This window comes from Bacillus sp. D386, from assembly GCF_006346415.1.
This window is the reverse complement of sequence record NZ_VEMV01000003.1, coordinates 629645-651101: the sequence shown is the minus strand read 5'-3', so window position 1 is coordinate 651101 and position 21457 is coordinate 629645. Positions and strand designations below refer to the sequence as shown.

Sequence of the window (21457 nt, the reverse complement as noted above, 5' to 3'; positions counted from 1 at the left end):
GGCAAACTAATGGTGCTATTGCAAGGAGGAAGATATGAAAGATAGACGTTTTAAAGTAGCCCATAGGGAAGCAATCATAGGTGTCGTACTTGTCATTATAAATTTTATCTGGTGGTTTGGATTTGCGTATGGGTTAGGATCAGGTAATCCGAAGGAATATACATACATTTTAGGATTGCCAGCTTGGTTTTTTCTAAGCTGTGTAGTCGGCTTTCTTGTTATGGTGGTCCTTGTTACTCTTATTGTCAAATTTTTATTTGAAGAAGTATCTTTTGATGTGGATGACGAAGAGGAGGAGCAATCATGAAGTGGGAGGTCATTGTTCCTTTATTGATCTTTTTAGTTATTATTTTTTATATAGGATTCTGGGCAAATGGAAAATTAAAATCCTCTGATTCCTTCCTGCAGGAATATTTTCTTGGCGGGAGACAATTAGGCGGTTTTGTGCTTGCAATGACTATGATGGCAACATACGGAAGTGCTTCAAGCTTTATTGGCGGGCCGGGTGTTGCCTATACACGTGGGCTCGGTTGGGTTTTACTATCTATGGCTCAACTGGCAACCGGGTATTTTGTATTAATGGTTTTAGGGAAAAAATTTGCGATTATGGCTCGTAAGTATAAAGCAATCACGATCATTGATTTTCTAAAAGGCAGATATAAAAGTAATACGGTTGTCATTATATCGGCCATTAGCATCATTATATTCCTATTTGCGTCGATGACTGCCCAATGGGTTGGGGGAGCGCGATTGATTGAATCCTTAACAGGGCTTCCATATAAGACAGCACTTTTCATATTCGCCGTTTCAGTTTTAATGTATGTTATTATTGGTGGATTTAGAGCAGTCGCTTTAACAGATACCGTCCAAGGAGTAGTCATGTTAGCCGGAACCGTCATCCTTTTAATCGCCACCATTATTGCTGGCGGAGGAATATCGAACATTATGTCAGACTTAATGGCTGAAAATCCCAACCTAATTACTCCTTTTGGTGCAGAACGAGATTTAACGCCTTTGTATGTCTCATCTTTTTGGATTTTAGTTGGTGTGGGCGTCGTGGGTTTACCGCAAATCAGCATGCGAGCGATGTCCTATAAAAATTCGAAGGGAATGCACATCGCGATTATCACAGGAACAATTGTGGTAGGTGCTGTGATGCTGGGAATGCATTTAATCGGAGTTTTCGCGCGTCCATTGATACCTGGGATAGAAATTGGTGATATGGTCATGCCTGCATTAACTATGGAGGTCTTGCCACCATTTATTGCGGGTATTGTCTTAGCCGCTCCCATGGCTGCTATCATGTCCACAGTTGATTCTCTTTTAATATTAGTAAGCGCAACTATAGTAAAGGATGTATATATCAATTACATAAAAAAGGATGCTACCGAGAAGCAGATTAAAAGAATCAGCTTTTGGATTACAGCGGCAATTGGAATCGCTGTTGTATTGTTTGCGTTAAGTCCACCTGATTTAATTGTATGGTTAAACTTGTTTGCATTTGGAGGCTTGGAGTCGGTGTTTATATGGCCAGTTATTATGGGATTATATTGGTCTGGCGGGAATAAATACGGCGCGGTTTCATCCATGATTGTAGGAATGGGCAGCTTTATGATTATAGATCGATTTTATCCAAATCCTTTCGGGATGCATACGGTCGTACTGCCGATTGTTTTATCGTTTTTTACCTATGTTTTAATGAGTAAACTGACGAATGCAAAACAACAGTTATCTATTCAATAACAAGTAAGATAATCGCACAGTCAAGGGCGGTCTCAATATTTAGATCAATCAAGCAAAGAATGCATAGCTTTATCAGCATTCTTTGCTTTTTCTTTTATCCACGATCAGCTAATTCAAATAACATTGGAAAAGAAAAAGGAGTAGTCGTCCTTGAAAGAAGATAAAACAATAATTCATAGCTGACAGTGCATATTTACTCTTTACTTTCTAATACTAAATGAGAGAAGGAGGGATCGTATGCCGAAAAGAAAGCATGATGCAGCTCAAAAAAGTAAACAGGGGTTTGATTCTAGTAAAACGGATGCTGAATTCTCAAAGGAATTAGGAAGCGCCAGCGCAAATCAAGCTTATAAGAATAAATCTAAAAAGGCAAAGAAAATATAAAATAAAGGAAAATAGGGCGATATGCTTCAATCTTTTGCAATGAGTCCTATTTTAATTTGGAGGTATATATATGTCACATTCAAAAAAAGAAGAAGAAAGACACTGGAAGCAAAGAAAAAATTCACAGCATCCTCATGACGAAGTAAAAAGTTATAAGAAGCTTGGTGAAGAAATAGCAAAAATAACAAAAAAATATGATGAATAATGACATAAAACACATGGACCATCCATGTGTTTTCTTGAGCATTAAATGAATTTTATACTAGTCACTTTTCTGATATAGTAAAAGTATAAACTACAATGGGGTGATATACATGTTAAAGAAAATGGCTTCTGATGCATTGGGTTTGTCTGACGTAGGTGTTATTATTCCGCCGGAAGATTATGACAAAACGGATGCAGACGACTATGTTATGCACGAGGATAATGAGAAGATTTATTTCATTATCAAAACGAAGGCAGACGAATATTGCTTTACAAATCTAGCATTAATTCATGTAGATGGCGAAAATGCTGTCTCATCTAAACGTTTATTAAAACGATACCCATATTCTCAGTATAAGATTTCAAATGTCATGCTTGAAACTGCAGGGCGATTAGATTTGGATACAGAAATAAAGTTTGATGTAGGAAATGTTCATTTTGATATTGACGTCAAGAAAAATCAAATTGAACAATTAAAGGATTTGTATAAAGCATTACTGCGAATTGAGGAAATCACGTATGAAAACTCCATTCAAATGAATTATGCCAAAGAAGGACTCGATCGAGCGGTTCAAACACTCCAACACTCAAGATCTGAGGAAGCATCATTAACAGGCACATATAAAGGGATAACTGAATTTACATTTGAATGGTTAAAATCCTCCTATAATGAATATCATATGAAAGATTTTGGTGCAGTTTTTGAAAAATACATTAATAATTAATTTTGCCTGGATAGAGTGCCAATTTATGAATAAATAACTAAAAAGGGAGTTCTAAAGTCTATTTATTTTAGAGCTCCTTCCTCTTTTACTAATTCTTCTGATACCCTCAATAACTTACTCCAATAGTAGGCTCATAAATAAATGTAAGTTAACATACTAGGGATGATGAATCCTTGAGCCAATGCACTCGCATCTGCTGTCTTCCCATTTTCGCCTCATAAATAGTTTAGTCCACTTACTTATCGAACTTATCGACTTTCGCTTCGATTTGCGGAAGTATACACTGACGTATTTTAATTTCTTCTGCAACCCAGAGGAAAATTCCAATTCCAAATTAACTAATTTCCTCATAAATACACCATAGAATACATAATCGGGTCTATTGGAAATAGAGGTGGTTGTCCTCTTATTTTTCATAAAATCTGAAACTCTTGGGACAATTCAATAATAAGCGAAATAAAATCTTGTTGAGAGCCATATAATCGTATGAACGGCAGGGGGATGAATACTAATTTTATAAGAATGAAGTAAATTGGTACTATGTCGGCAACTATCAGGAGAAACGACGGTGTGGAAGAATACTACTATAACACATAAAGGGGGAGGAAGAGGGTGGCTAAGAAATATAAAGTGATGGTTATCATAGCAGCTGCAGTATTGATATTAGGGATAGCGGCCTTTGCAGGTTATAAATATTACTCAGACGCGGAAAACAAAATAGCTAGGGTTGCCAAGAATAAAGTGGAAGATGCTTCATCAAAGGATGAAACTTTTGAATTTATTGGGCATAGCAAAGTTGAGTACAACAAGGATGAAGATTATTATGTCGTGAGCGGATTCATGGAAGTCAATGATGAATATGAGGCTGGACGCAGAGTGATGTATATAGCAATAGTGGAAGAGAACATGGGGGAATATCAAGCTACAGAAGTGGAACGAACAGATGATGAAGTAAAATATGAATTCGTGGATTATTTCTCCGATTATGAGGAAGAGGATGATGAGGAAGATGATTATTGAACCAGTCTGGTACTAGGCTGGTTTTTTATTTATAAAAAGGGAGGAATATAAAACTGTTGATTTAGGCTCATAATTTTAAGCAAAGTAAATTCTTCTTTTTATATCAGTATACATACCTAAATTATGGAACTATAGATTAATATAAGAGTATAAACGTTTATCAAAAAGGGGGAAATGCATTGGAGTTCGATGCGATCGTTATTGGGGCTGGTTTGGCCGGTTTGGTGGCTACAGCAGAAATTGCAGATGCAGGGAAAAAGGTATTATTGCTAGATCAAGAACCTGAAGCTTCATTAGGCGGACAAGCTTGGTGGTCATTCGGTGGTTTATTTTTAGTGGATTCCCCTGAACAACGTCGTATGGGTATTAAAGATTCTAAGGAATTGGCTTGGCAGGATTGGATGGGTACTGCAGGGTTTGATCGAGATGAGGAGGATTATTGGGGCAAAAAATGGGCAGAAGCGTATATTGACTTTGCTGCTGGAGAAAAACGTGCTTGGCTTCATAAACAAGGAGTTCGTTTTTTTCCTGTAGTTGGTTGGGCTGAAAGAGGAGGTTATTTGGCTGAAGGACATGGTAACTCAGTACCAAGATTTCATATTGTTTGGGGAACAGGTCCAGGTATTGTATCGCCTTTTGAAAAAAGGGTAAGAGAGCATATTAAAAATGGATTAGTTGATTATCGTCCTCGTCACCGTGTAGATGAACTGATGAGCAGTAATGGGATAATTCAGGGGGTGAAGGGTTCCATATTGGCAGCCAGTTCGGCTTTAAGAGGTGAGAAAAGTAACAGGGACGTTATTACTCATTTTGAGTTTTCTGGTAAAGCAGTTCTTGTTTCGAGCGGGGGTATCGGAGCCAACCATGATTTAATTCGCACAAATTGGCCAGAAAGACTGGGGCCGCCTCCAAAGAACATGATTTCAGGGGTCCCGGCACATGTGGATGGCAGAATGCTGGGGATATCAGAAGAGGCAGGTGGGCGTATTGTAAATCGAGATCGTATGTGGCATTACACAGAGGGAATCAAAAACTGGAACTCGGTATGGGAAAACCATGGAATTAGAATTTTGCCAGGTCCGTCCTCTATTTGGCTGAATGCAACAGGCCAGCGCTTCCCGGCCCCCAACTTTCCTGGGTATGATACACTTGGCACCCTGGAGGCTATCCAAAAAACAGGATTTGATTACTCATGGTTTATTTTGACACAAAAAATGATTGAGAAAGAATTTGCGCTATCCGGTTCTGAGCAAAATCCGGATTTAACGAATAAAAGTATCCGCAAGGTCTTAAGCAGAGTACTCCCTGGTCCTCCTGGTCCGGTAAAGGCATTTATGGATCATGGCGAGGATTTTGTCATTGCAGATAACTTAGTGGAACTGGTTAAAGGAATGAATGAATTAACAAAAGATAATCTATTAAATTACGAAGAAATTGAAAGACAAATAAAAGCGAGAGATCGTGAAATGGATCATACATTCACAAAGGATTTGCAAATTACGGCATTAAGGGGAGCGAGAAATTACATAGGTGACAAATTAATCCGAGTCGCCAAACCGCATAAAATACTTGATCCTCAAAATGGACCATTGATTGCTGTTCGTTTAAACATTGTAAGTCGCAAAACTCTAGGCGGGCTACAAACAGATTTATCAGCACGAGTCCTCAATTCTAAGGGTGAGGCAATACCTGGCTTTTATGCAGCTGGTGAGGTTTCTGGATTTGGAGGGGGAGGAGTTCACGGATATCGTTCGCTAGAGGGGACATTTCTTGGAGGCTGTTTATTTACAGGCAGGGTAGCAGGCAGGGCAATCGCTTCCTACTTAAAAGAGAAAAAGGATTAAACCGAGGAAGGTTTAATCCTTTTTTTGCTTTTGACAGATTAAATGTATGTGTCTTTTAATCCGCAGTATGCATCAACTGGGCTGTCACCCTTGAATGGTGATTTACCCATCATTTTTTCTACTAGTACTTCAATTGTTTCTTTATTACCGTCATACGTGTTGATGTATGTTTTCACTTGTGGAACATCCGCTAAGTGGAATGGGTAGTTTACAGAAACAAAGATTGTTGGTACTTCGTGTACATAGAACGGAATATCAGGTGTTCCTTTTAACGCATTCCATGTCATACGTTGAACAACTTCACCCATTTTGATATTAGCGATATTAATGATTAAATCATATTTATCTGTTAATTCTTTAATAGGGCGTTTTGCTGCATATGCGTTCATGATGCTCTTCATTTGTTCTTCTGGTGGCAGGTCCGCGATTTTATCCATTGGAGATTCGTGAATTTCCACTTCAAAGCCTTGCGCTTCAAGCTCTGCTTTCAGAAGATCAATTGGCTTAGGTTTGTTACCGCTAATTAATTTACTGAATGCACCTTCAGCAGTTTTAACATTAACTAGTAATACTCGTTTGTATTTTTCAGGAGTAACAGGCCAAATATCTTGTTTGTCTTTTACCAATGTGATTGCACGATCAGTAACTTCTTTAAATAGCTTAACGTTTTCAGGAAGACCGATTTGTTTAAGCGCTTCTTCTTTCGGCATCATGATTTCCGTTTTTGCTTTTTTGTGAAGACCTAAAGATGCTTTAAGACCAAGGATACGAGTAAGAGCTGCTTCTAAACGCTCTTCTGTAATAATACCGTTTTTGTATCCGTCCATCATGTAGCCGAAATCTTCATCTGGATCGTTGAAGAATAAGAATAAGTCACAACCAGCAGCAATAGCAGTAGGAAGCATTTCGCTGCGTTTCATTGCAGAAGTCATCGCAACCATGTGGCTCGCATCTGTAACAACAACGCCATTGAATTCTAATTTACCACGTAATAAATCTGTGATTAGCTCTTTAGAAAGAGTTGCTGGCAGCAAATCTTCATCTGTAAGGCTAGGGTTGAAGTGCTTGGAATAAGCAGGCATATGGATGTGACCAGCCATGATAGAAGGTAGGCCAGCATCGATTAAGCCTTTGTAAACTTTTCCGAAAGTTTCATCCCACTCATCACAAGATAGGCTGTTAGGCGCGAAGGATAAATGCTGGTCACGCTCATCTACGCCGTCACCAGGGAAGTGTTTAGCAGCAGGTGCAATTCCGCTTTCCTGGATACCTTTCATGTAAGCCAAGCTCATTTCTAAAACTTGATCAGGGTCAGAACCAAAAGTACGGCTAGAGATGATTGGGTTACGCCAGTTCATGTGAATATCTACGATTGGCGCAAAGCTCCAGTTACATCCGATTGCAGACGCTTCTACACCAGAAACTCGGCCCATTTCATATGCCCATTTCGCATCTTTTGTTGCACCGATTTTAACTTCAAGACCAACTTCAGTACCGTCTGTACAAGCTCCATTACCGCCTGCTTCTGTGTTTGCAGCAATTAGCAATGGAATTTTGCTGTTTTCTTGAAGAATTTTATTTTGATCGTAAACTTCTTCAGCTTTACCAGGATTGTAACGTACAGCACCGATATGGTAGTTGTTTAGCATACCTGTTAAATATTCTTCAGTACGGCTAGCTCCCATATTAACGAATAATTGGCCAATCTTTTCTTCAATTGTCATAGAATTAATTGTGTCTGTTACCCATTTAATATCTTCATCAGATAAATGGTATGGTTTTGCTTTTAAATCCACTTTAGTCATCCTATGTAATACTCCCTTACTAAATATTTGAGAAAAATTTCTATCATCATGTAGTATGTACGTTTTTTCCTTTATTTATGTTTAGGCTTTCATAATTAAAGACGAAGGCATCAACCTTCAAATAAATTAGCCATACATTTAAACTACAAAAAAGTAATTTAACTCAACCACTAGTATTCTAGCATACTAGTTTAAGGATTTCTATAGAAAGTTCAATATTTCACAAACTTATTCAGGATTTAAATAATAAAGATTAATATTTAGAAAAGCCATACAATTGTCAAGATACCTATAGGTACAGTGTTTGATAACGGGAATAATGATAATAGAAGAAAAAGGGGGGATAGACGATGATTCTAAGATTTTCAATACTAATCTTACTCGATATCATTTTTGCAATTACCCTTATTGATCAGCAGCTCATATTGGCAGCCCTGATTGCTCTTGCCTTTGTTTATTATACAATAGAGCTTGCAGCTGAAATGGAGTTTGACAATGTGGAATTTGAGTTAGTTCACTTATGATTACCAAAGCGATTAAATGAATTCACAAAGATGTGTATTACACATAATTCATATAAATATCTAAACAGTAGAACGAAAGGGCAGGTATGCTCTTTCGTTCTTACTTGTTAGACTGTTAGGAAATTAACCGACTCGGTTTAATTATCTTATAAAAGAAAAACTCAAAGTATAAATTCAGGATTTTATATTTATTCTACATTCTCTACTCGGTGAGCTAAACGGCTGGAAGCGGCAGCAGCAATCGCCCCAACAATATCATCCAGGAAGGTATGGCATTCACCGGAGGATTTATCATTCAATTTTGCCAGTATGCCTGGTTTCTTTTTATCAATATATCCATAATTGGTAAAACCAATAGAACCATATACATTCACGATGCTAAATGCTAAAATCTCATCAACCCCATATAATCCTTCATCAGTCCGGATTATGGATTGTAAAGGTTCTTCAAGCATCCCTTTTTCGGAAAGCATATCTAGTTGTATGCCAGTTAAAATGGCATTTTGGACTTCGCGTTTTGAGAGTACGCGCTCCACATTTTTAATACACTCATCCAATAGCAGATTATCATGATATTGATGCTGAAGGTATAAAACTAATTCACCAATATCTGTAACTGTCACCCCTCGATCATGCAACCATTTTCTTGCTGTTTGTTCAGTCATATCTACAGGTTTCCCTTTCATACGAAGACACCAACTCCCATGCATATAGTAAGTATAAATCTTGATGTTAACCACATATAACAGTTATCTTGCCCATATACTTATCATAGTAAGCAAGGAATTAGAGGTGATGAACAATATTGTGATGAACAAACAATTATTACACGAACAATATGGAATTACAGTTGATCAAGAAATAAGCAGTGGGGCAATAAACATATATAACGGTGGAGGCAGAGTATTCATGAGCTTTGCCATAAACATGGAAGAGCAAGAGCTCCAGGAACGAAGCAGTTTGGCGTACCATATGCATAACAAAGGGGAGAAGGGAGTATGGCTTCCCCTGTTAAACAAGGAACAAAAGCTATTAACAAAACTGGAAAGTAACGATTATGTGGTTTGTATAAATGAAATGGAAATTCCTCAATCATATGAAGTGGGCAGAGAGCTGGCAATATTTCATTATCGTGGCAGGTCTATTCCGCAACGAATCGTTTTTTGCAGCAGAATCGGAAAATGGAAGGAAATGTGGGAGCAGCGGGTCGATCAGCTTGAACGAGTTTGGAGAGATAAATTGGCAGCAAAGCCACAAAACGATTTTGAAAAACTGTTTATTGACAGCTATCCTTATTACGCAGGCCTTTCGGAAAACGCAATCCAATATTTAGTTGATACTGAAATAGATGAAAACCCGGAGATGGTTGATGCTGGGACCGTTTGTTATGATCGCTTTACTTCAGAAACCTGGGGACCCGGCTCAAATGGCAAATTATTTAGTGAATGGGTTTTTGACCATAGTGCGAGGGATATTGCGGAGTGGATACGCGCTTATTATTTTAAACAGCCAAATACATACCATCAGGGTGTCGAGTCATTTTTGCGCCAATATCAATCAATCACCCCTTTATCAACATTTTCTGCACGGATGTTATTCTCAAGGTTGCTCTTACCGGTTCATTATTTTGAAATTATTGAGCAGTATTATGTAACAAAATCAGAAGGAGAAAAGACTCGTTTGGAGGAAAGATTAGAAAATTTCGTGAAGCACTCTACTATGTATGAAAGAATGCTAAGTGAAATATATGAACTGGCTGGTATACTAAAGGGGAATATCAAAATGGTTGTTCCTGAATGGATCATGAACGGGAGAACTATTTAGTCTATTTTAAGACATTCTTTGAGTGTCTTTTTTGTTTTAAATAAAAATACTCCCGACTGTATGTCCGGGAGAGAAATTTATCATAGGATATCTTTAACAGCCAAATGTAAGCTAGAGTAGCTTTTAGCTGTAAATTTAATTCCGAGGTTTACCATTGTTTGTGCAATTTCTATTCGGATACCGGATAAGCGCGTCTCGATACCGATGAGTCGCAATGCATCAATAACTTTAAATATCTGATGAGCCACCATTGTGTCCGTAATCGGAACTCCTGATAGATCAATAATAATATAACTTAGATCATATTCACTTCCAGCCTGTAATGCTTTTTCCATCAAGTGGCTTGCACGTTGAGTGTCTAATACTCCAATGATTGGAATAATCCCGATATTGGATGTAATCCTAACAACAGGAATAGACAGTTCAAAAGCAGTCCTCTCCGCTAATACGATTCTATTGGAGTATTGTGAAGAATAAGAAATACTAAGCCAGTGTATCGCTTTATCAACAACTGAATCGAATTTAGAAATGATTTCATAGAAAACGTCCAGACTTACTGAATATTTTTTAGCTTGGTCCTTGATGATACCGCCAATTTTATCACGATAAAATCTAACTTCTTCTATTGCATCAGCAAGTGATAAATTTAAGTTTATGAGTAAATCAACGGTTTCCTTTCCCCATTCTTTTAAAACTGCAAAGGTTTCGTTTTGCTCTTGGGCAATTGAAAATCCATATATCTCTATAAGGGTTTTTCGCCAAGTTTTAACCATACTATTGATTTCCTCAGAATATGTATTCGTATCGTCTTTAAATCGTAAATCTGCAAGAGTATCTTCTGAAGAGATTATGTGAGTTGAAACACCTTCTAAAAACACATGTATGCTACTATCAATGCTATGCATATCAACAGCTCCTAATTACTGCGATTTATGACCCATTGTTTTTTTGCAAAGAAAAAAACCCTTTAGAAGGATTAATTTTGAAAATATTTAAGTGCATATCCAATAAGCTAATAACCCTTATACAAAGAATGTATATTATTTTCTCTAACATAACAGTTGGAGAAAAAACTGTAAAGAAATACCTATTTACAAAATGCTTCACATTTAACCAAATTATCTTAAGATTTGCGTAGTTAGAGATAGAGTAACCAGGTATATGGGTAGTAAATAATTGAAATATGTAGGCAAATATTTTAATTGGAATTGCAGAAGCATACGAGAGGAAAGAGGGACACACTAAATAACTTAACTTTGGACAGCATTATATTTAATAATAAAAGGAACAAAATGGAACTGAGTATATGTTAAATAGATGGTTCAATATTATAATAGAGAAAATGGACTATGCATGCATTAACCGAAAAAATCCTGTTCAGAGTAAGAAGAGGTGTTTGAATGATTATCTTACGTAATTTATATTTTAAACTAACACATATGTCTTGATTATTATTGACCACATCAACCATATTTTTAATCGTATTCTGTACAATTATGCTCAGGTTGATTGAACCAGATACGTTTACTACCTATATGGACTCGTTATGGTTCACAATGACGACCATGTTGACGGTTGGATATGGAGACATGTCACCGACTACTATAGAAGGAAGAATATTTACAATCCTATTTTTGTATGTGGTTGGTATTGGTTTATTCGCCACTTTTATCGGAAAAGTTATGGAAAGTTTTACGGTTTACAGAAGACGTAAAGAGGGTGGAGAGCTTATGTATGAAGGAAAGAATCATATTGTTATCATAGATTGGTCACATAAGGCGCAAAACGCAGTTAAGGAAATTTTAGACAAGAATAAAAAGGCGGAAATAGTGGTTATAGATATGCTTGAAAAGCTATCTTATGTAAATGGAAATATCCATTATATAAGAGGAGAGGCCTCGAATGTTGAGGTATTAAAGAAAGCCAATATCCAAAATGCAAAATCTATCTTGATTTTCTCTGATGATCGGATTCAGAATCAAACCTTAACTGACGGAAAGTCATTAATGATTGCATGTGCGGTTGAAAGAATCGCCTCTCATGTCCATACAGTTGTCGAAATTGAAAGAGAAGAGCATGTTGAAAATTTCTCACATATTAATATTGATAAATTTATATTATCCAATGGAACGATTGCCAAGATGGTAGTAGATGCCATGTAAGTGAGATTACAGGCAAGGCATAATGCAGGGATTCATACTCCAGAAACTAGAGCTAGATGTCCGTAAGTCTCACTCCAATAACAAAGAAGCACAGAGTATGATTCTGAGCTTCTTTTATCATTCACCAAGCTTATTTTGTATTTGTAAATCCACCATCTATACGAATAACTTCTCCGTTATTATATTGTGCTTCAGAAGTTAATAAGAATGTAACCAGTTCTGCTACTTCTTCAGGTGTTCCCAATCGTTTTTGCGGAATTCCTTTTGTAGCATTTTCTTTCATAGCTGGATTAGCTTCATAGAAAGCTTTTACCATTGGTGTTTCAGTAGGTCCCGGAGCAATCGCATTTACACGCAATCCATCTTTCGCATATTCTGCAACCAAGCTTTTTGTTAAACCTACAATTCCATGTTTTGTGGCAGAATAGGCGACAACGGAATCTTGACCAATCACACCCGCACTTGAAGCTGTATTCACGATTGAACCTCCACCGTTTTTCAGCATAACCTCAGCAACATAATAAACGCCGTATAAAGCTCCCATTAGGTTAATGCCAACAATTTGATTGATTTCTTCGACCTTAGAATCCAAGAAAAATGAACCGCTTCCTGAAATCCCGGCATTATTAAAAAAGTAATCAATTGTCCCAAAGCGTTCAACCGTTTGAGCCACATAATTCTTCACATCTTCTGCTTTAGAAACATCAGCTTTAATGAATATACAATCTGTCCCTATTTCTTTCACGAGTTTGATTGTTTCATTTCCGCCTTTTTCGTTAATATCAACCGCTACAATGTTAACCCCATCTTTTGCTAGACGAAGTGCAGCTGCTTGTCCTAATCCGCTGCCTGCACCTGTAATAATCGAAACTTTATTCATGTGAAAAACCTTCCGATTTATGTATTAACCTCTTCTTGTCAAAGATAAACAGTAAAAATGTGTAAGCTACATATATTGATAGAATATCAGGAATTGATCTAAAGGTTTTATAAGAAATATTAGGAGGGAACAGGCATTGATACAAAAGTACCTATTGGATTTTAACAATGATTATATGTATTCAACGAATTATCGTTTGATTAATGTCCAATAACACAGGAAAGCTTATATATTTATAATAGACATGTAAAGGTTCAAAAAGAAACGTCAATAAGTTAAATCCAGAACGACCAATGAGCTGCTTTTTTATAGTGAGAATTTTTTAAGAGGATGCCTATCTATTCAATGAATGCAATAAAAACTAGCATTGAAAAATCAATGCTAGTTTTTTGAAATGTAAAATGAGGATAGGTTTCGTATTTGAACTGCTATATTTAAAAGATTCAGCTACTTCCACCATTTCTTCTTTTGTTAGCTTCGCGGCATCTTTGCCGGATTCAGCAACTTGATACTCAAAAATATAATGATAATCGCCATCTGTCCAATGAACTGATGATGCTAAATCATCCTCTATATAAAACACCTCCTGATTATTAATCTTTAACTCCTCATACCCTTGTGGTTTACCATCATATGTTACTTCTTTTGTATGGATCATAAGAATGAATTTTTCTTCATTTGTCCCTGTAAACTGCACATCATGAACAGAAGATTCGGTATGAGTCTGTGGACTTATCTCATAATCTTTGATTTCAACAGGAAATGCAGTTGGTAATTTTGAATCAATCTTTTGTTCCTCTTTTAGTTGTTTTTGAATTTTTGACGGATCATAGGATAAACCAGCAGATGCTTCATTATCGTTGCAGCCAATAAGTAAAAGGCAGATTCCTACTATTACAATTTGAATTTTTTTCATGATTATCCCCACCACCATAAAATATTTTATTGCGATATAAAGACATATATACGACAAGGAATACAAATGTCCTTTTAAAGGGATATTTTAATGAAAACAACGGTGATTGTTTTATTTGGTAAAAGCAATGTTAAATCAGAAATGCTACGAATTCTAACATAGCTGTTACGGATTGTTGGTGGAGGGCATTATAGAAATAATTCATAATAAATATGGAGGTAGGAAAAGTATGATAAGTATGAATCTAAAAAACCTGCGCCTGCATCATAAATTGACACAGGAAGAGGTAGCTTATGAAATCAATGTTTCAAGACAGGTAATCGCAAAGTGGGAAAAGGGCGAATCAACTCCTGACCTTGGACATTGGCAAGCATTAGCCAAATTGTATAAAGTGACGCTGGATGATTTGGTAAATTTTGATGGAGAAGATACGAATTTGATTGTACCACCAAAGGGTAAGTACTTTTTTGGTGTAGCCAAAATAGGTGAGCGTGGTCAAATTGTTATACCCAAAAAGGCGCGTGATGTATTTTATATAAAACCTGGGGACTCTCTTATTATCACGGGTGATGAAGAGAGAGGGCTTGCTATTGTACCCGAGAATATGATGAATGAATTTTTAAATCTGGTAAAGTCTCCGCTTCATAAGGAGGATGAATGATGAGTTATGCAATCTCTATTGATCAATTAACTAAAAAGTATGATGATAAAATTGTAGTTAATCAAGTATCATTTTCAATTAAGCAGGGAGAATTGTTTGGTTTATTAGGTGTGAATGGGGCAGGAAAAACAACGTTGATTAAAATGTTATGCTGCTTAACAAAGCCTACAAGCGGCCATGCGTCTATATTTGGACATGATATTGTAAAAAATCAAGAGCTAGTGAAGAAGATCATAGCGGTATCGCCACAAGAAACTGCCATTGCTCCAAATTTAACAGTTCGAGAAAATTTAGAATTAATGGCGGCTATTCATGGTTATTCTAAATCTGAAGTATATGAAAAAACAGCTAATATGATGAATCATTTCTCTTTAGAACCATATGAAAAGCAAAAAAAGTAAAACCTTATCCGGTGGCTGGCAACGTAAGCTTAGTATTGCGCTTGCACTTATTTCTGATCCAGACATTTTATTTTTAGATGAACCGACATTAGGTTTAGACATATTAGGACGCCGAGAATTATGGTCTATAATTGAAAAATTAAAAGATAGAACAACCATTGTGTTAACAACACATTATTTAGAGGAAGCTGAAGCATTATGTGACCGAATCTGTGTCATGAAAGATGGCCAAGTAAAAGCAATCGGAACAGTCGAAGAACTCACAGGCATGACAAAGACCGATAGATTCGAGGATGCCTTCGTAGAAATTGTTACGAAGGAGGATAAACGATGAAAGCAATCATTTTTGCCAATCGAGTGATGAAGGAAATTGTCAGAGATCCTATTTCATTATTCCTTGGTCTTGCTTTTTCGCTCATTTTACTTGCACTTTTATCAGCGATTAATAGCAGTATCCCTGTGGATTTATTTAATATATCTTCATTAGCACCAGGCATTGCTGTATTCGGCCTTTCCTTTATGGCATTGTTTGCAGCACAAGTATTATCGAAAGATCGTGCAAGCTCTTTTTTGACTAGATTATTTACAACTCCGATGACATCTCGAGACTTTATTTTGGGTTATTCACTGCCATTGTTAGTTATGTCCGTTATACAAATATCCGTTTGCTTTATAGCTGCATTATGTATGGGACTAGATTTTACAGCAACGATTTTTATGGTTATTCTGATATTGGTTCCCATGGAATCAATCTTTATTGGAATTGGGTTAATTAGCGGAGCTCTATTTAGTGAAAAAGCAGCGGTAGGAATATGTGGTGCGCTCCTTACAAATGTATCAGCATGGCTATCGGGCATATGGTTTAATTTAGAGCTAGTAGGTGGATTATTTAAGGATATCGCTTATCTACTGCCGTTTGTTCATGCTGTTGAAGCTGGAAAAGCTGCATTAAGCGGAGTTTATAGAAATATGTTTCCGCATCTATGGTGGGTACTTGGGTATGCTGTTATTATTCTATTTATTTCAATATTTGTTTTTAAAAAGAGAACTCAGGAAGTCTAATTATTAACTTAAAATTATAGATGATTAATCATCTGAAATTGGTGCATGGTCATTAGGCCATGCTTATTTTAGTGAAGTCAGAATTTACCAATCCATCAGATAAGAGGATCATTATTCTTCTAGAATTTAAAGCAGCTTTTTCGCATTATTAATGAAGTATTTTTCCATATATCAATAGAATTAAATTGGAAAGGAGGATATCTATGAACACATACGGCAGATTATCTTTATTAACAGTAGGCATCTGTATAGTCTTATCCTATTTTATAACGGATAATATGGCATATCCTAGATTGTTCTTGTTAATGGCTACCATCTTATCTATAGCAGGAATCGTCTTTGCTATTTTATCTAAAAAAATGGTAAGCATGATTTTTGGTATCCTCCTAAATGCCCTTATCTGGGTTGGCTTTTTCATATTAATATTAGTTGTAGGTATAGGTATAAACTAAAGGACCCTCCTTATTGATAGTGTATCAAATTAATAATTTTTAATAGCAGACCGCTCTATCTATTTATAAAATGATTCTATAGGTAGATATCCTTTTTTTTTTACGTCTTTCCAATCGGAGCGGCGTTTTATTTTTGCTTTCATAATCACATTTTCAACTAATTTTCTAATGAATGATGGTGCTTATACATAACGAAAGGACTGGAATTAAATACATATAAAAAGGCATTATTATTTTGATATAATGAAATCCTCTGTTAATTTAATTGAATAGGCGAAAGGAACACTTAAGATATAAAATGATTAGTTTTAAAAAGAATTTGATAAATAATCAGCGAGTGTTTAAGCAAGTTGCATACTTTTCAATCATATCGCTGGTGTTTATTACCACTATTTTATTTGGTTATAACAGGATGTCGACTCTCTTTAGGAAAGAGGCATCTGAATTATTCCCAACTCATATTTGGCTAGAACATGCTCTATATGAAGATCAGCTTGATACCGAAGAATTAACTGACTTTTTGCAAACTATTCCAAAAGATAACGAGTATATCTATGTTTATAATCAAGATACTCAGTCAAAGGCATTATATTATAAGGACACAACAGTACTTGCCGATGACGTTGAAGGCTTCGATGGTCTTTTATTATTTTTGTTAAACAAACTGTTAATGCATGTCGATTTAGGGGATGTCTATAATGTGTTTATTAAACAAAATTTGGATCTGAAATTACTTAATGAAAGTAATTCTATTTTAATCAACATCGGCCATGAGGTTAATACAGATGCTTTTAAGGGTGAGATCGTTACTTACCGTAATGTTAGTAAAGCTCTCTTGCAGGAGTTCAAAATAGTGACTATTCAATGCTTGCTATTCATCAGTCTATCAGTGCTTTTAATTTTCATTAACTATAAAATTATGAGAAATCTTTACTATACCCCTCTAATAAAAATGAGAGAACATTTTATGAAAATGTCACGATTTCATTTAGAGAGTTTCGTATACAAAAAGCCTGTTATACCAGAAATAGAAAAGACGATTGACGCAGTCAATACGACGATGTTGGAACTGCAGGATGGGATTAAAGAGACCAAATCCTTCCTTGATGAAATGGTTCATGAAATTAAAAATCCAGCCCATAATATTAAGAATGAACTTGAATTGATAGAGGATATGCTACCTGAAGCAGATGAGGAAATGAAACAGAAACTTCAATCCGTTATAAATGAAACGGAAAATATCACTTCCTTATTATCTAGCATAAAAATCATTTATGATATGTATTATTTAGGGGGTTCCCCTCCAGATAGTTGGCTGAATCCAATCGAGAAAATCAAACCTATTTTTGAGGAATATAAGAAAAAATACCCTAATCGAGAATTTCATTTCAAGTATAGTATTAACCCCAATATTCATATATGGATTGACCAAGGTTCAATCGAATTGATGATCAGAAACTTGCTTGATAATGCCATAAAATATTCAAAAGAAGACTCCTCCATCTTTATTGGTATCCGTGAGTATAATCAGACCAAAAAGATCGTTATTGAAGTCATAAATTCTGGTTCGAGTATAGATTATAATAATCTTGGAAAGATTTTTGGAAAGTATTATCGTACAAATTCGGCTAAAGCGCAAACGAGTGGAGCAGGTATTGGACTTTGGCTGATTAATAGTATTGCAGACATCTATAATGCCAACGTACATGTGCAAAGTTCAACAAATACCACAGGATTTGCGATTGCTTTTCAGCATTATAAAATTGTAGAACAAAATAGGGTTGAGGATGAAGCGATCTCTTCGTAGGAGGTCGCTTTTTTTGTTTCTAAATCTTTTATTTTTAAATGGGATGATCAGTAAGTCTATTTATAATTAGATTGCTGTAAAACTCAGGAGTTTTATTCGATATATTAATTACAGAGTGTTATTTTCCGCTTGAAGTATAGTAAAATAGACTTATAAAAAGGAAATGAGGGATTATCATGTTTGATAAACTGCTGTCATCCATAGGTATTGGTGCTGCTAAAGTTGATACGAGGCTTGCGAAAAAAAGTTATATTGTCGGTGAGTCAATCGAAGGTGAGGTTTTTATCAAGGGAGGAAAAAACGAGCAGGATATTGATAACATCTATTTAACATTAATGACTGACTATGTGGTGGAAGTTGATGATAAAAAGGTAAGACGTTCTGTTGCCTTGGACAAAATCTTATTGACTGAGCGCTTCACAATCGCTCCAAATGAAGAAAAAGTGGTGCCCTTTCAGTTGAATGTTCCTTATGAATCACCAGTTACAATGGGAAGTACCCGTGTTTGGATTCAAACCGGCTTGGATATTAAAATGGCAATCGACCCTCAAGATAAAGACTTTTTGGAAATAAAGCCACATCAGCTTGTAAGAGAATTCATTGATGCTGCAGGAAGATTAGGATTCCGCTTACGTCAGGTAGATTGTGAAAAAACTCCTTCGTATTTTAGAAACGGCTTACCGTTTGTTCAGGAATTTGAATTCAAAGCTACATCCGGTGAATTTGCGAGAAAGCTAGATGAACTAGAAGCTGTATTCCAGCTGACAGAAAACGAAGCAAGAGTTTTGCTTCAAATAGACCGAAGAGCAAGAGGTTTTTCAAGCTTCTTAGCTGAATCATTAAATATGGATGAATCGTTTGTTAAATTCACTTTTGATAAGTCGGACATTGGCACGCTAGACCGTACATTGGGAGATTTAATTAGAAAATATTGCTGATCTATGGTTTCGACCAGTCAGATTCAATAAAATTTTACATGTTTTTTACATTGTGATGAAAGAAACTGCTCACTGGCAGTTTCTTTTTTTATATAGAAATCTATTTTTTTATAAAAATAGTTAGCTGAGAAATTAGATATAAGTAAATGAAACTAATGATCTCTTAGTTATGAATATATCCATATAGGTAAACTAAGCAATAAGAATGAGGTGAATATGCAGAAACTTGTCATTTTTTCATGAAATAATTGTTGTTACATTAAGATAGACCTAAGGTTAATAATGGAAGTAAGTACTTATGCCGGATAGAAAAATAAGAAAGATGGATGTATTCTCGAGTGAGAGGAATCTATCTAGATACATCCCCAAAGATCCATCTCCGTAGCCTTCATCAACCTTTCTTTCGTTTTGTTCACTCGCTTTGTGATAAAAAAAGAGGAGGAACGATATGAAAAAAATCACCTCAATTGCATTCAGCACGATGATTACTGTGTCTGCATTTAACACATCCGATGGTCTAATGATGACAAGTGCTAAGGGACATTCCGACAATGCCTCATATTGGGACGAACCAGGTCGAATGCTACCGATACTCCTACCTTCAAATGCCAGAATGACAGGTATGAAGCAGTCTGCACTTGATGACATAGATGTGACAATCGGCCAATACATCGAAAGCGGCTTAATTCCAGGGGCGGTCACCTTTGTGGCACGAAGCGGTCATATTGTTCAAAAAGCTGCATATGGGTATGCGGCTCTCTATCAGGATGATGGCTTCACGGAAATTGAAACACCTCTTAAAATGAAAGCGGATACAATATTTGATATTGCTTCTATAAGTAAGCTTTTTACAACTACTGCGGTCATGATGCTTTATGAGCAAGGAATTTTCCAACTCGATGACCCTGTTGCGTTGCATCTGTCACAATTCGCTGCAAACGCCAAAGAAGACATAACAATCAGACAACTTTTAACCCATACTTCAGGTTTTGCAGCTGGGATGCCTCTTTATATGCAAGAGGGCACTCGAGAAAGCCGCATCCAGTCCGTACTGCAACATGGTTTGATTAACGAGCCTGGGACCACCTATTTATACAGTGATTTGAACATGATAACGCTTGGGGCGCTAGTCGAGAAATGGAGTGGTCTCCGGCAGGACGAGTTTGTTAAGAAAGCCATCACAGAGCCGCTTGGTATGAAGGATACGATGTATAATCCTCCGGCAAAATTAAAGAAACGTATAGCTGCAACCGAATATCAGCCAAAGATAGGGAGAGGGCTTGTCTGGGGCGAGGTTCATGATGAAAATGCGTGGTCGCTTGAAGGTGTGGCTGGTCATGCAGGCGTCTTCTCCACAGCCAAGGATTTAGGGATTCTCGCCCATGCATATTTAAATGATGGTAAATACGGTAAGATACGCATTCTAAAGAAGAAAACGATTGACTTAATTATGAAGAACTATAACACTGCGTTTCCAGGAAATGACCATGGATTAGGCTTTGAGCTTAATCAGGGCTGGTACATGGATTCACTTTCTGACACATTCACCGCCGGCCATACGGGCTACACCGGTACAGCTCTTGTGATGAGTCCATCTAATCAGACTGTTGCTATTGTACTTACAAACCGGGTACATCCATCCCGAAATACACCGTCCATTAATCCAATCAGACGAACATTCGCTAGAGATGTGGGAGACAGCATACCTATAAATGTGAAAAAGGGACAAATGGCTTGGTTCGCGGGCTATGGAGATCAATTAGATAACACACTTTCAGCTCAAGTGAATCTAAAAAGAGATGCTTATTTGAGTTTCGATACCTGGTTCCGGATTGAAGAGGAGAGTGATTATGGATATTTGGAAACGTCGACTGACGGAAAAGCATTTACAAGTATTCAAAGCTTCACAGGAAAAAGCAATGGATGGGAGAAGGAGAATGTCCTCATTCCTGCCGGCACGAAATTTATTCGTTTTTCCTATAAAACGGATGAAAGCGTGAACGGGCGCGGCTGGTATGTTCAAGACGCAAGCATAAAAACAAATGGAAAGAAGGAACGACTGAGATTCGAGAGCAATGGATTTGAACGTAGAACAGATTAAATGG

General features: G+C 36.6%; 21 protein-coding genes and 1 pseudogene. 17 read left to right on the top strand and 5 right to left on the bottom strand.

The window, feature by feature from the left end:
• Nucleotides 1–34: 34 nt before the first annotated feature.
• The 7 genes from FHY45_RS11815 to FHY45_RS11795 all read left to right on the top strand — a co-directional run bounded on the left by FHY45_RS11815 (nucleotide 35) and on the right by FHY45_RS11795 (nucleotide 5920).
• Entirely contained in the window at nucleotides 35–307 is a 273-nt protein-coding gene (locus FHY45_RS11815; protein ID WP_139891961.1) for a YhdT family protein, read from the top strand.
• Nucleotides 304–1743, top strand: coding sequence for a sodium/pantothenate symporter (gene panF / locus FHY45_RS11810; protein WP_139891960.1), 1440 nt, complete (start codon nucleotides 304–306; stop codon nucleotides 1741–1743). The genes FHY45_RS11815 and panF overlap by 4 nt, the downstream gene beginning before the upstream one ends.
• Nucleotides 1744–1980: 237 nt before the next feature.
• Nucleotides 1981–2127, top strand: coding sequence for a hypothetical protein (locus tag FHY45_RS20575; protein WP_175354260.1), 147 nt, complete (start codon nucleotides 1981–1983; stop codon nucleotides 2125–2127).
• A gap of 70 nt (nucleotides 2128–2197) precedes the next feature.
• Entirely contained in the window at nucleotides 2198–2332 is a 135-nt protein-coding gene (locus FHY45_RS20955) for a DUF6254 family protein (RefSeq protein WP_219847586.1), read from the top strand.
• Nucleotides 2333–2441: 109 nt separating this feature from the next.
• Nucleotides 2442–3056, top strand: coding sequence for a PH domain-containing protein (locus FHY45_RS11805; protein ID WP_066103882.1), 615 nt, complete (start codon nucleotides 2442–2444; stop codon nucleotides 3054–3056).
• A gap of 612 nt (nucleotides 3057–3668) precedes the next feature.
• Entirely contained in the window at nucleotides 3669–4076 is a 408-nt protein-coding gene (locus tag FHY45_RS11800) for a hypothetical protein (RefSeq protein WP_066103880.1), read from the top strand.
• A 179-nt stretch (nucleotides 4077–4255) separates the two neighbouring features.
• Nucleotides 4256–5920 (top strand): FAD-binding dehydrogenase, encoded by a 1665-nt coding sequence (locus FHY45_RS11795; RefSeq protein ID WP_139891959.1) that lies wholly within the window; start codon nucleotides 4256–4258, stop codon nucleotides 5918–5920.
• A gap of 38 nt (nucleotides 5921–5958) precedes the next feature.
• On the opposite strand, the gene FHY45_RS11790 is transcribed toward FHY45_RS11795, so the two are convergent.
• Nucleotides 5959–7725, bottom strand: a complete 1767-nt coding sequence (locus FHY45_RS11790; protein WP_066103876.1) for a glycoside hydrolase family 3 protein — start codon at nucleotides 7723–7725, stop codon at nucleotides 5959–5961.
• 350 nt (nucleotides 7726–8075) lie between these two features.
• Here FHY45_RS11790 and FHY45_RS20570 point away from each other — a divergent pair, with 350 nt between their 5' ends.
• Entirely contained in the window at nucleotides 8076–8249 is a 174-nt protein-coding gene (locus FHY45_RS20570) for a hypothetical protein (protein WP_180349962.1), read from the top strand.
• Nucleotides 8250–8437: 188 nt separating this feature from the next.
• Here the strand turns inward: FHY45_RS20570 and FHY45_RS11785 are convergent, their stop codons facing one another.
• Nucleotides 8438–8935: a phosphatidylglycerophosphatase A family protein gene (locus tag FHY45_RS11785; protein WP_180349961.1), complete on the bottom strand. Its 498-nt coding sequence runs from the start codon at nucleotides 8933–8935 to the stop codon at nucleotides 8438–8440.
• Between the two features lie 109 nt (nucleotides 8936–9044).
• Here FHY45_RS11785 and yutH point away from each other — a divergent pair, with 109 nt between their 5' ends.
• Nucleotides 9045–10073: a spore coat putative kinase YutH gene (yutH, locus tag FHY45_RS11780; protein ID WP_180349960.1), complete on the top strand. Its 1029-nt coding sequence runs from the start codon at nucleotides 9045–9047 to the stop codon at nucleotides 10071–10073.
• Between the two features lie 80 nt (nucleotides 10074–10153).
• On the opposite strand, the gene FHY45_RS11775 is transcribed toward yutH, so the two are convergent.
• Nucleotides 10154–10978, bottom strand: coding sequence for an STAS domain-containing protein (locus tag FHY45_RS11775; RefSeq protein ID WP_139891957.1), 825 nt, complete (start codon nucleotides 10976–10978; stop codon nucleotides 10154–10156).
• 549 nt (nucleotides 10979–11527) lie between these two features.
• Between FHY45_RS11775 and FHY45_RS11770 the strand changes: the two genes are divergently transcribed.
• Nucleotides 11528–12235 carry an ion channel gene (locus FHY45_RS11770; protein ID WP_257469044.1) on the top strand — a complete coding sequence of 236 codons (708 nt, stop codon included), beginning with the start codon at nucleotides 11528–11530 and terminating at the stop codon, nucleotides 12233–12235.
• Between the two features lie 130 nt (nucleotides 12236–12365).
• Here the strand turns inward: FHY45_RS11770 and FHY45_RS11765 are convergent, their stop codons facing one another.
• Entirely contained in the window at nucleotides 12366–13115 is a 750-nt protein-coding gene (locus FHY45_RS11765; RefSeq protein WP_139891955.1) for an SDR family NAD(P)-dependent oxidoreductase, read from the bottom strand.
• 361 nt (nucleotides 13116–13476) lie between these two features.
• On the bottom strand, nucleotides 13477–14031 hold the full coding sequence (locus FHY45_RS11760) for a hypothetical protein (RefSeq protein ID WP_139891954.1): 555 nt from the start codon (nucleotides 14029–14031) through the stop codon (nucleotides 13477–13479).
• A gap of 229 nt (nucleotides 14032–14260) precedes the next feature.
• On the opposite strand from FHY45_RS11760, the gene FHY45_RS11755 reads away from it, so the two are divergent.
• The 7 genes and pseudogenes from FHY45_RS11755 to FHY45_RS11725 all read left to right on the top strand — a co-directional run bounded on the left by FHY45_RS11755 (nucleotide 14261) and on the right by FHY45_RS11725 (nucleotide 21453).
• Complete coding sequence (locus FHY45_RS11755; RefSeq protein ID WP_139891953.1) at nucleotides 14261–14692, top strand: helix-turn-helix transcriptional regulator; 432 nt, start codon at nucleotides 14261–14263, stop codon at nucleotides 14690–14692.
• Nucleotides 14692–15427 (top strand): annotated as a pseudogene (locus FHY45_RS11750) (ABC transporter ATP-binding protein). Before FHY45_RS11755 ends, FHY45_RS11750 begins: the two are co-directional and overlap by 1 nt.
• A complete protein-coding gene (locus FHY45_RS11745) occupies nucleotides 15424–16155 on the top strand; it encodes an ABC transporter permease (protein ID WP_139891952.1) in 732 nt (243 codons plus the stop codon). Before FHY45_RS11750 ends, FHY45_RS11745 begins: the two are co-directional and overlap by 4 nt.
• Nucleotides 16156–16358: 203 nt before the next feature.
• A complete protein-coding gene (locus FHY45_RS11740) occupies nucleotides 16359–16607 on the top strand; it encodes a hypothetical protein (protein WP_139891951.1) in 249 nt (82 codons plus the stop codon).
• 412 nt (nucleotides 16608–17019) lie between these two features.
• Nucleotides 17020–18414, top strand: coding sequence for a sensor histidine kinase (locus tag FHY45_RS11735; protein ID WP_180349959.1), 1395 nt, complete (start codon nucleotides 17020–17022; stop codon nucleotides 18412–18414).
• Between the two features lie 176 nt (nucleotides 18415–18590).
• Nucleotides 18591–19352 carry a sporulation protein gene (locus FHY45_RS11730; protein ID WP_066103859.1) on the top strand — a complete coding sequence of 254 codons (762 nt, stop codon included), beginning with the start codon at nucleotides 18591–18593 and terminating at the stop codon, nucleotides 19350–19352.
• A gap of 448 nt (nucleotides 19353–19800) precedes the next feature.
• Nucleotides 19801–21453: a serine hydrolase domain-containing protein gene (locus tag FHY45_RS11725; protein ID WP_139891949.1), complete on the top strand. Its 1653-nt coding sequence runs from the start codon at nucleotides 19801–19803 to the stop codon at nucleotides 21451–21453.
• Nucleotides 21454–21457: the final 4 nt, after the last annotated feature.

Bases quoted from the DNA above. Each gene is read 5' to 3' on its own strand.
- FHY45_RS11815 (WP_139891961.1), top strand. From the start codon at position 35: ATGAAAGATAGACGTTTTAAAGTAGCCCATAGGGAAGCAATCATAGGT.
- panF (WP_139891960.1), top strand. From the start codon at position 304: ATGAAGTGGGAGGTCATTGTTCCTTTATTGATCTTTTTAGTTATTATT.
- FHY45_RS20575 (WP_175354260.1), top strand. From the start codon at position 1,981: ATGCCGAAAAGAAAGCATGATGCAGCTCAAAAAAGTAAACAGGGGTTT.
- FHY45_RS20955 (WP_219847586.1), top strand. From the start codon at position 2,198: ATGTCACATTCAAAAAAAGAAGAAGAAAGACACTGGAAGCAAAGAAAA.
- FHY45_RS11805 (WP_066103882.1), top strand. From the start codon at position 2,442: ATGTTAAAGAAAATGGCTTCTGATGCATTGGGTTTGTCTGACGTAGGT.
- FHY45_RS11790 (WP_066103876.1), bottom strand. From the start codon at position 7,725: ATGACTAAAGTGGATTTAAAAGCAAAACCATACCATTTATCTGATGAA.
- FHY45_RS20570 (WP_180349962.1), top strand. From the start codon at position 8,076: ATGATTCTAAGATTTTCAATACTAATCTTACTCGATATCATTTTTGCA.
- FHY45_RS11785 (WP_180349961.1), bottom strand. From the start codon at position 8,935: ATGAAAGGGAAACCTGTAGATATGACTGAACAAACAGCAAGAAAATGG.
- yutH (WP_180349960.1), top strand. From the start codon at position 9,045: ATGAACAATATTGTGATGAACAAACAATTATTACACGAACAATATGGA.
- FHY45_RS11775 (WP_139891957.1), bottom strand. From the start codon at position 10,978: ATGCATAGCATTGATAGTAGCATACATGTGTTTTTAGAAGGTGTTTCA.
- FHY45_RS11765 (WP_139891955.1), bottom strand. From the start codon at position 13,115: ATGAATAAAGTTTCGATTATTACAGGTGCAGGCAGCGGATTAGGACAA.
- FHY45_RS11760 (WP_139891954.1), bottom strand. From the start codon at position 14,031: ATGAAAAAAATTCAAATTGTAATAGTAGGAATCTGCCTTTTACTTATT.
- FHY45_RS11755 (WP_139891953.1), top strand. From the start codon at position 14,261: ATGATAAGTATGAATCTAAAAAACCTGCGCCTGCATCATAAATTGACA.
- FHY45_RS11745 (WP_139891952.1), top strand. From the start codon at position 15,424: ATGAAAGCAATCATTTTTGCCAATCGAGTGATGAAGGAAATTGTCAGA.
- FHY45_RS11740 (WP_139891951.1), top strand. From the start codon at position 16,359: ATGAACACATACGGCAGATTATCTTTATTAACAGTAGGCATCTGTATA.
- FHY45_RS11735 (WP_180349959.1), top strand. From the start codon at position 17,020: ATGTCGACTCTCTTTAGGAAAGAGGCATCTGAATTATTCCCAACTCAT.
- FHY45_RS11730 (WP_066103859.1), top strand. From the start codon at position 18,591: ATGTTTGATAAACTGCTGTCATCCATAGGTATTGGTGCTGCTAAAGTT.
- FHY45_RS11725 (WP_139891949.1), top strand. From the start codon at position 19,801: ATGAAAAAAATCACCTCAATTGCATTCAGCACGATGATTACTGTGTCT.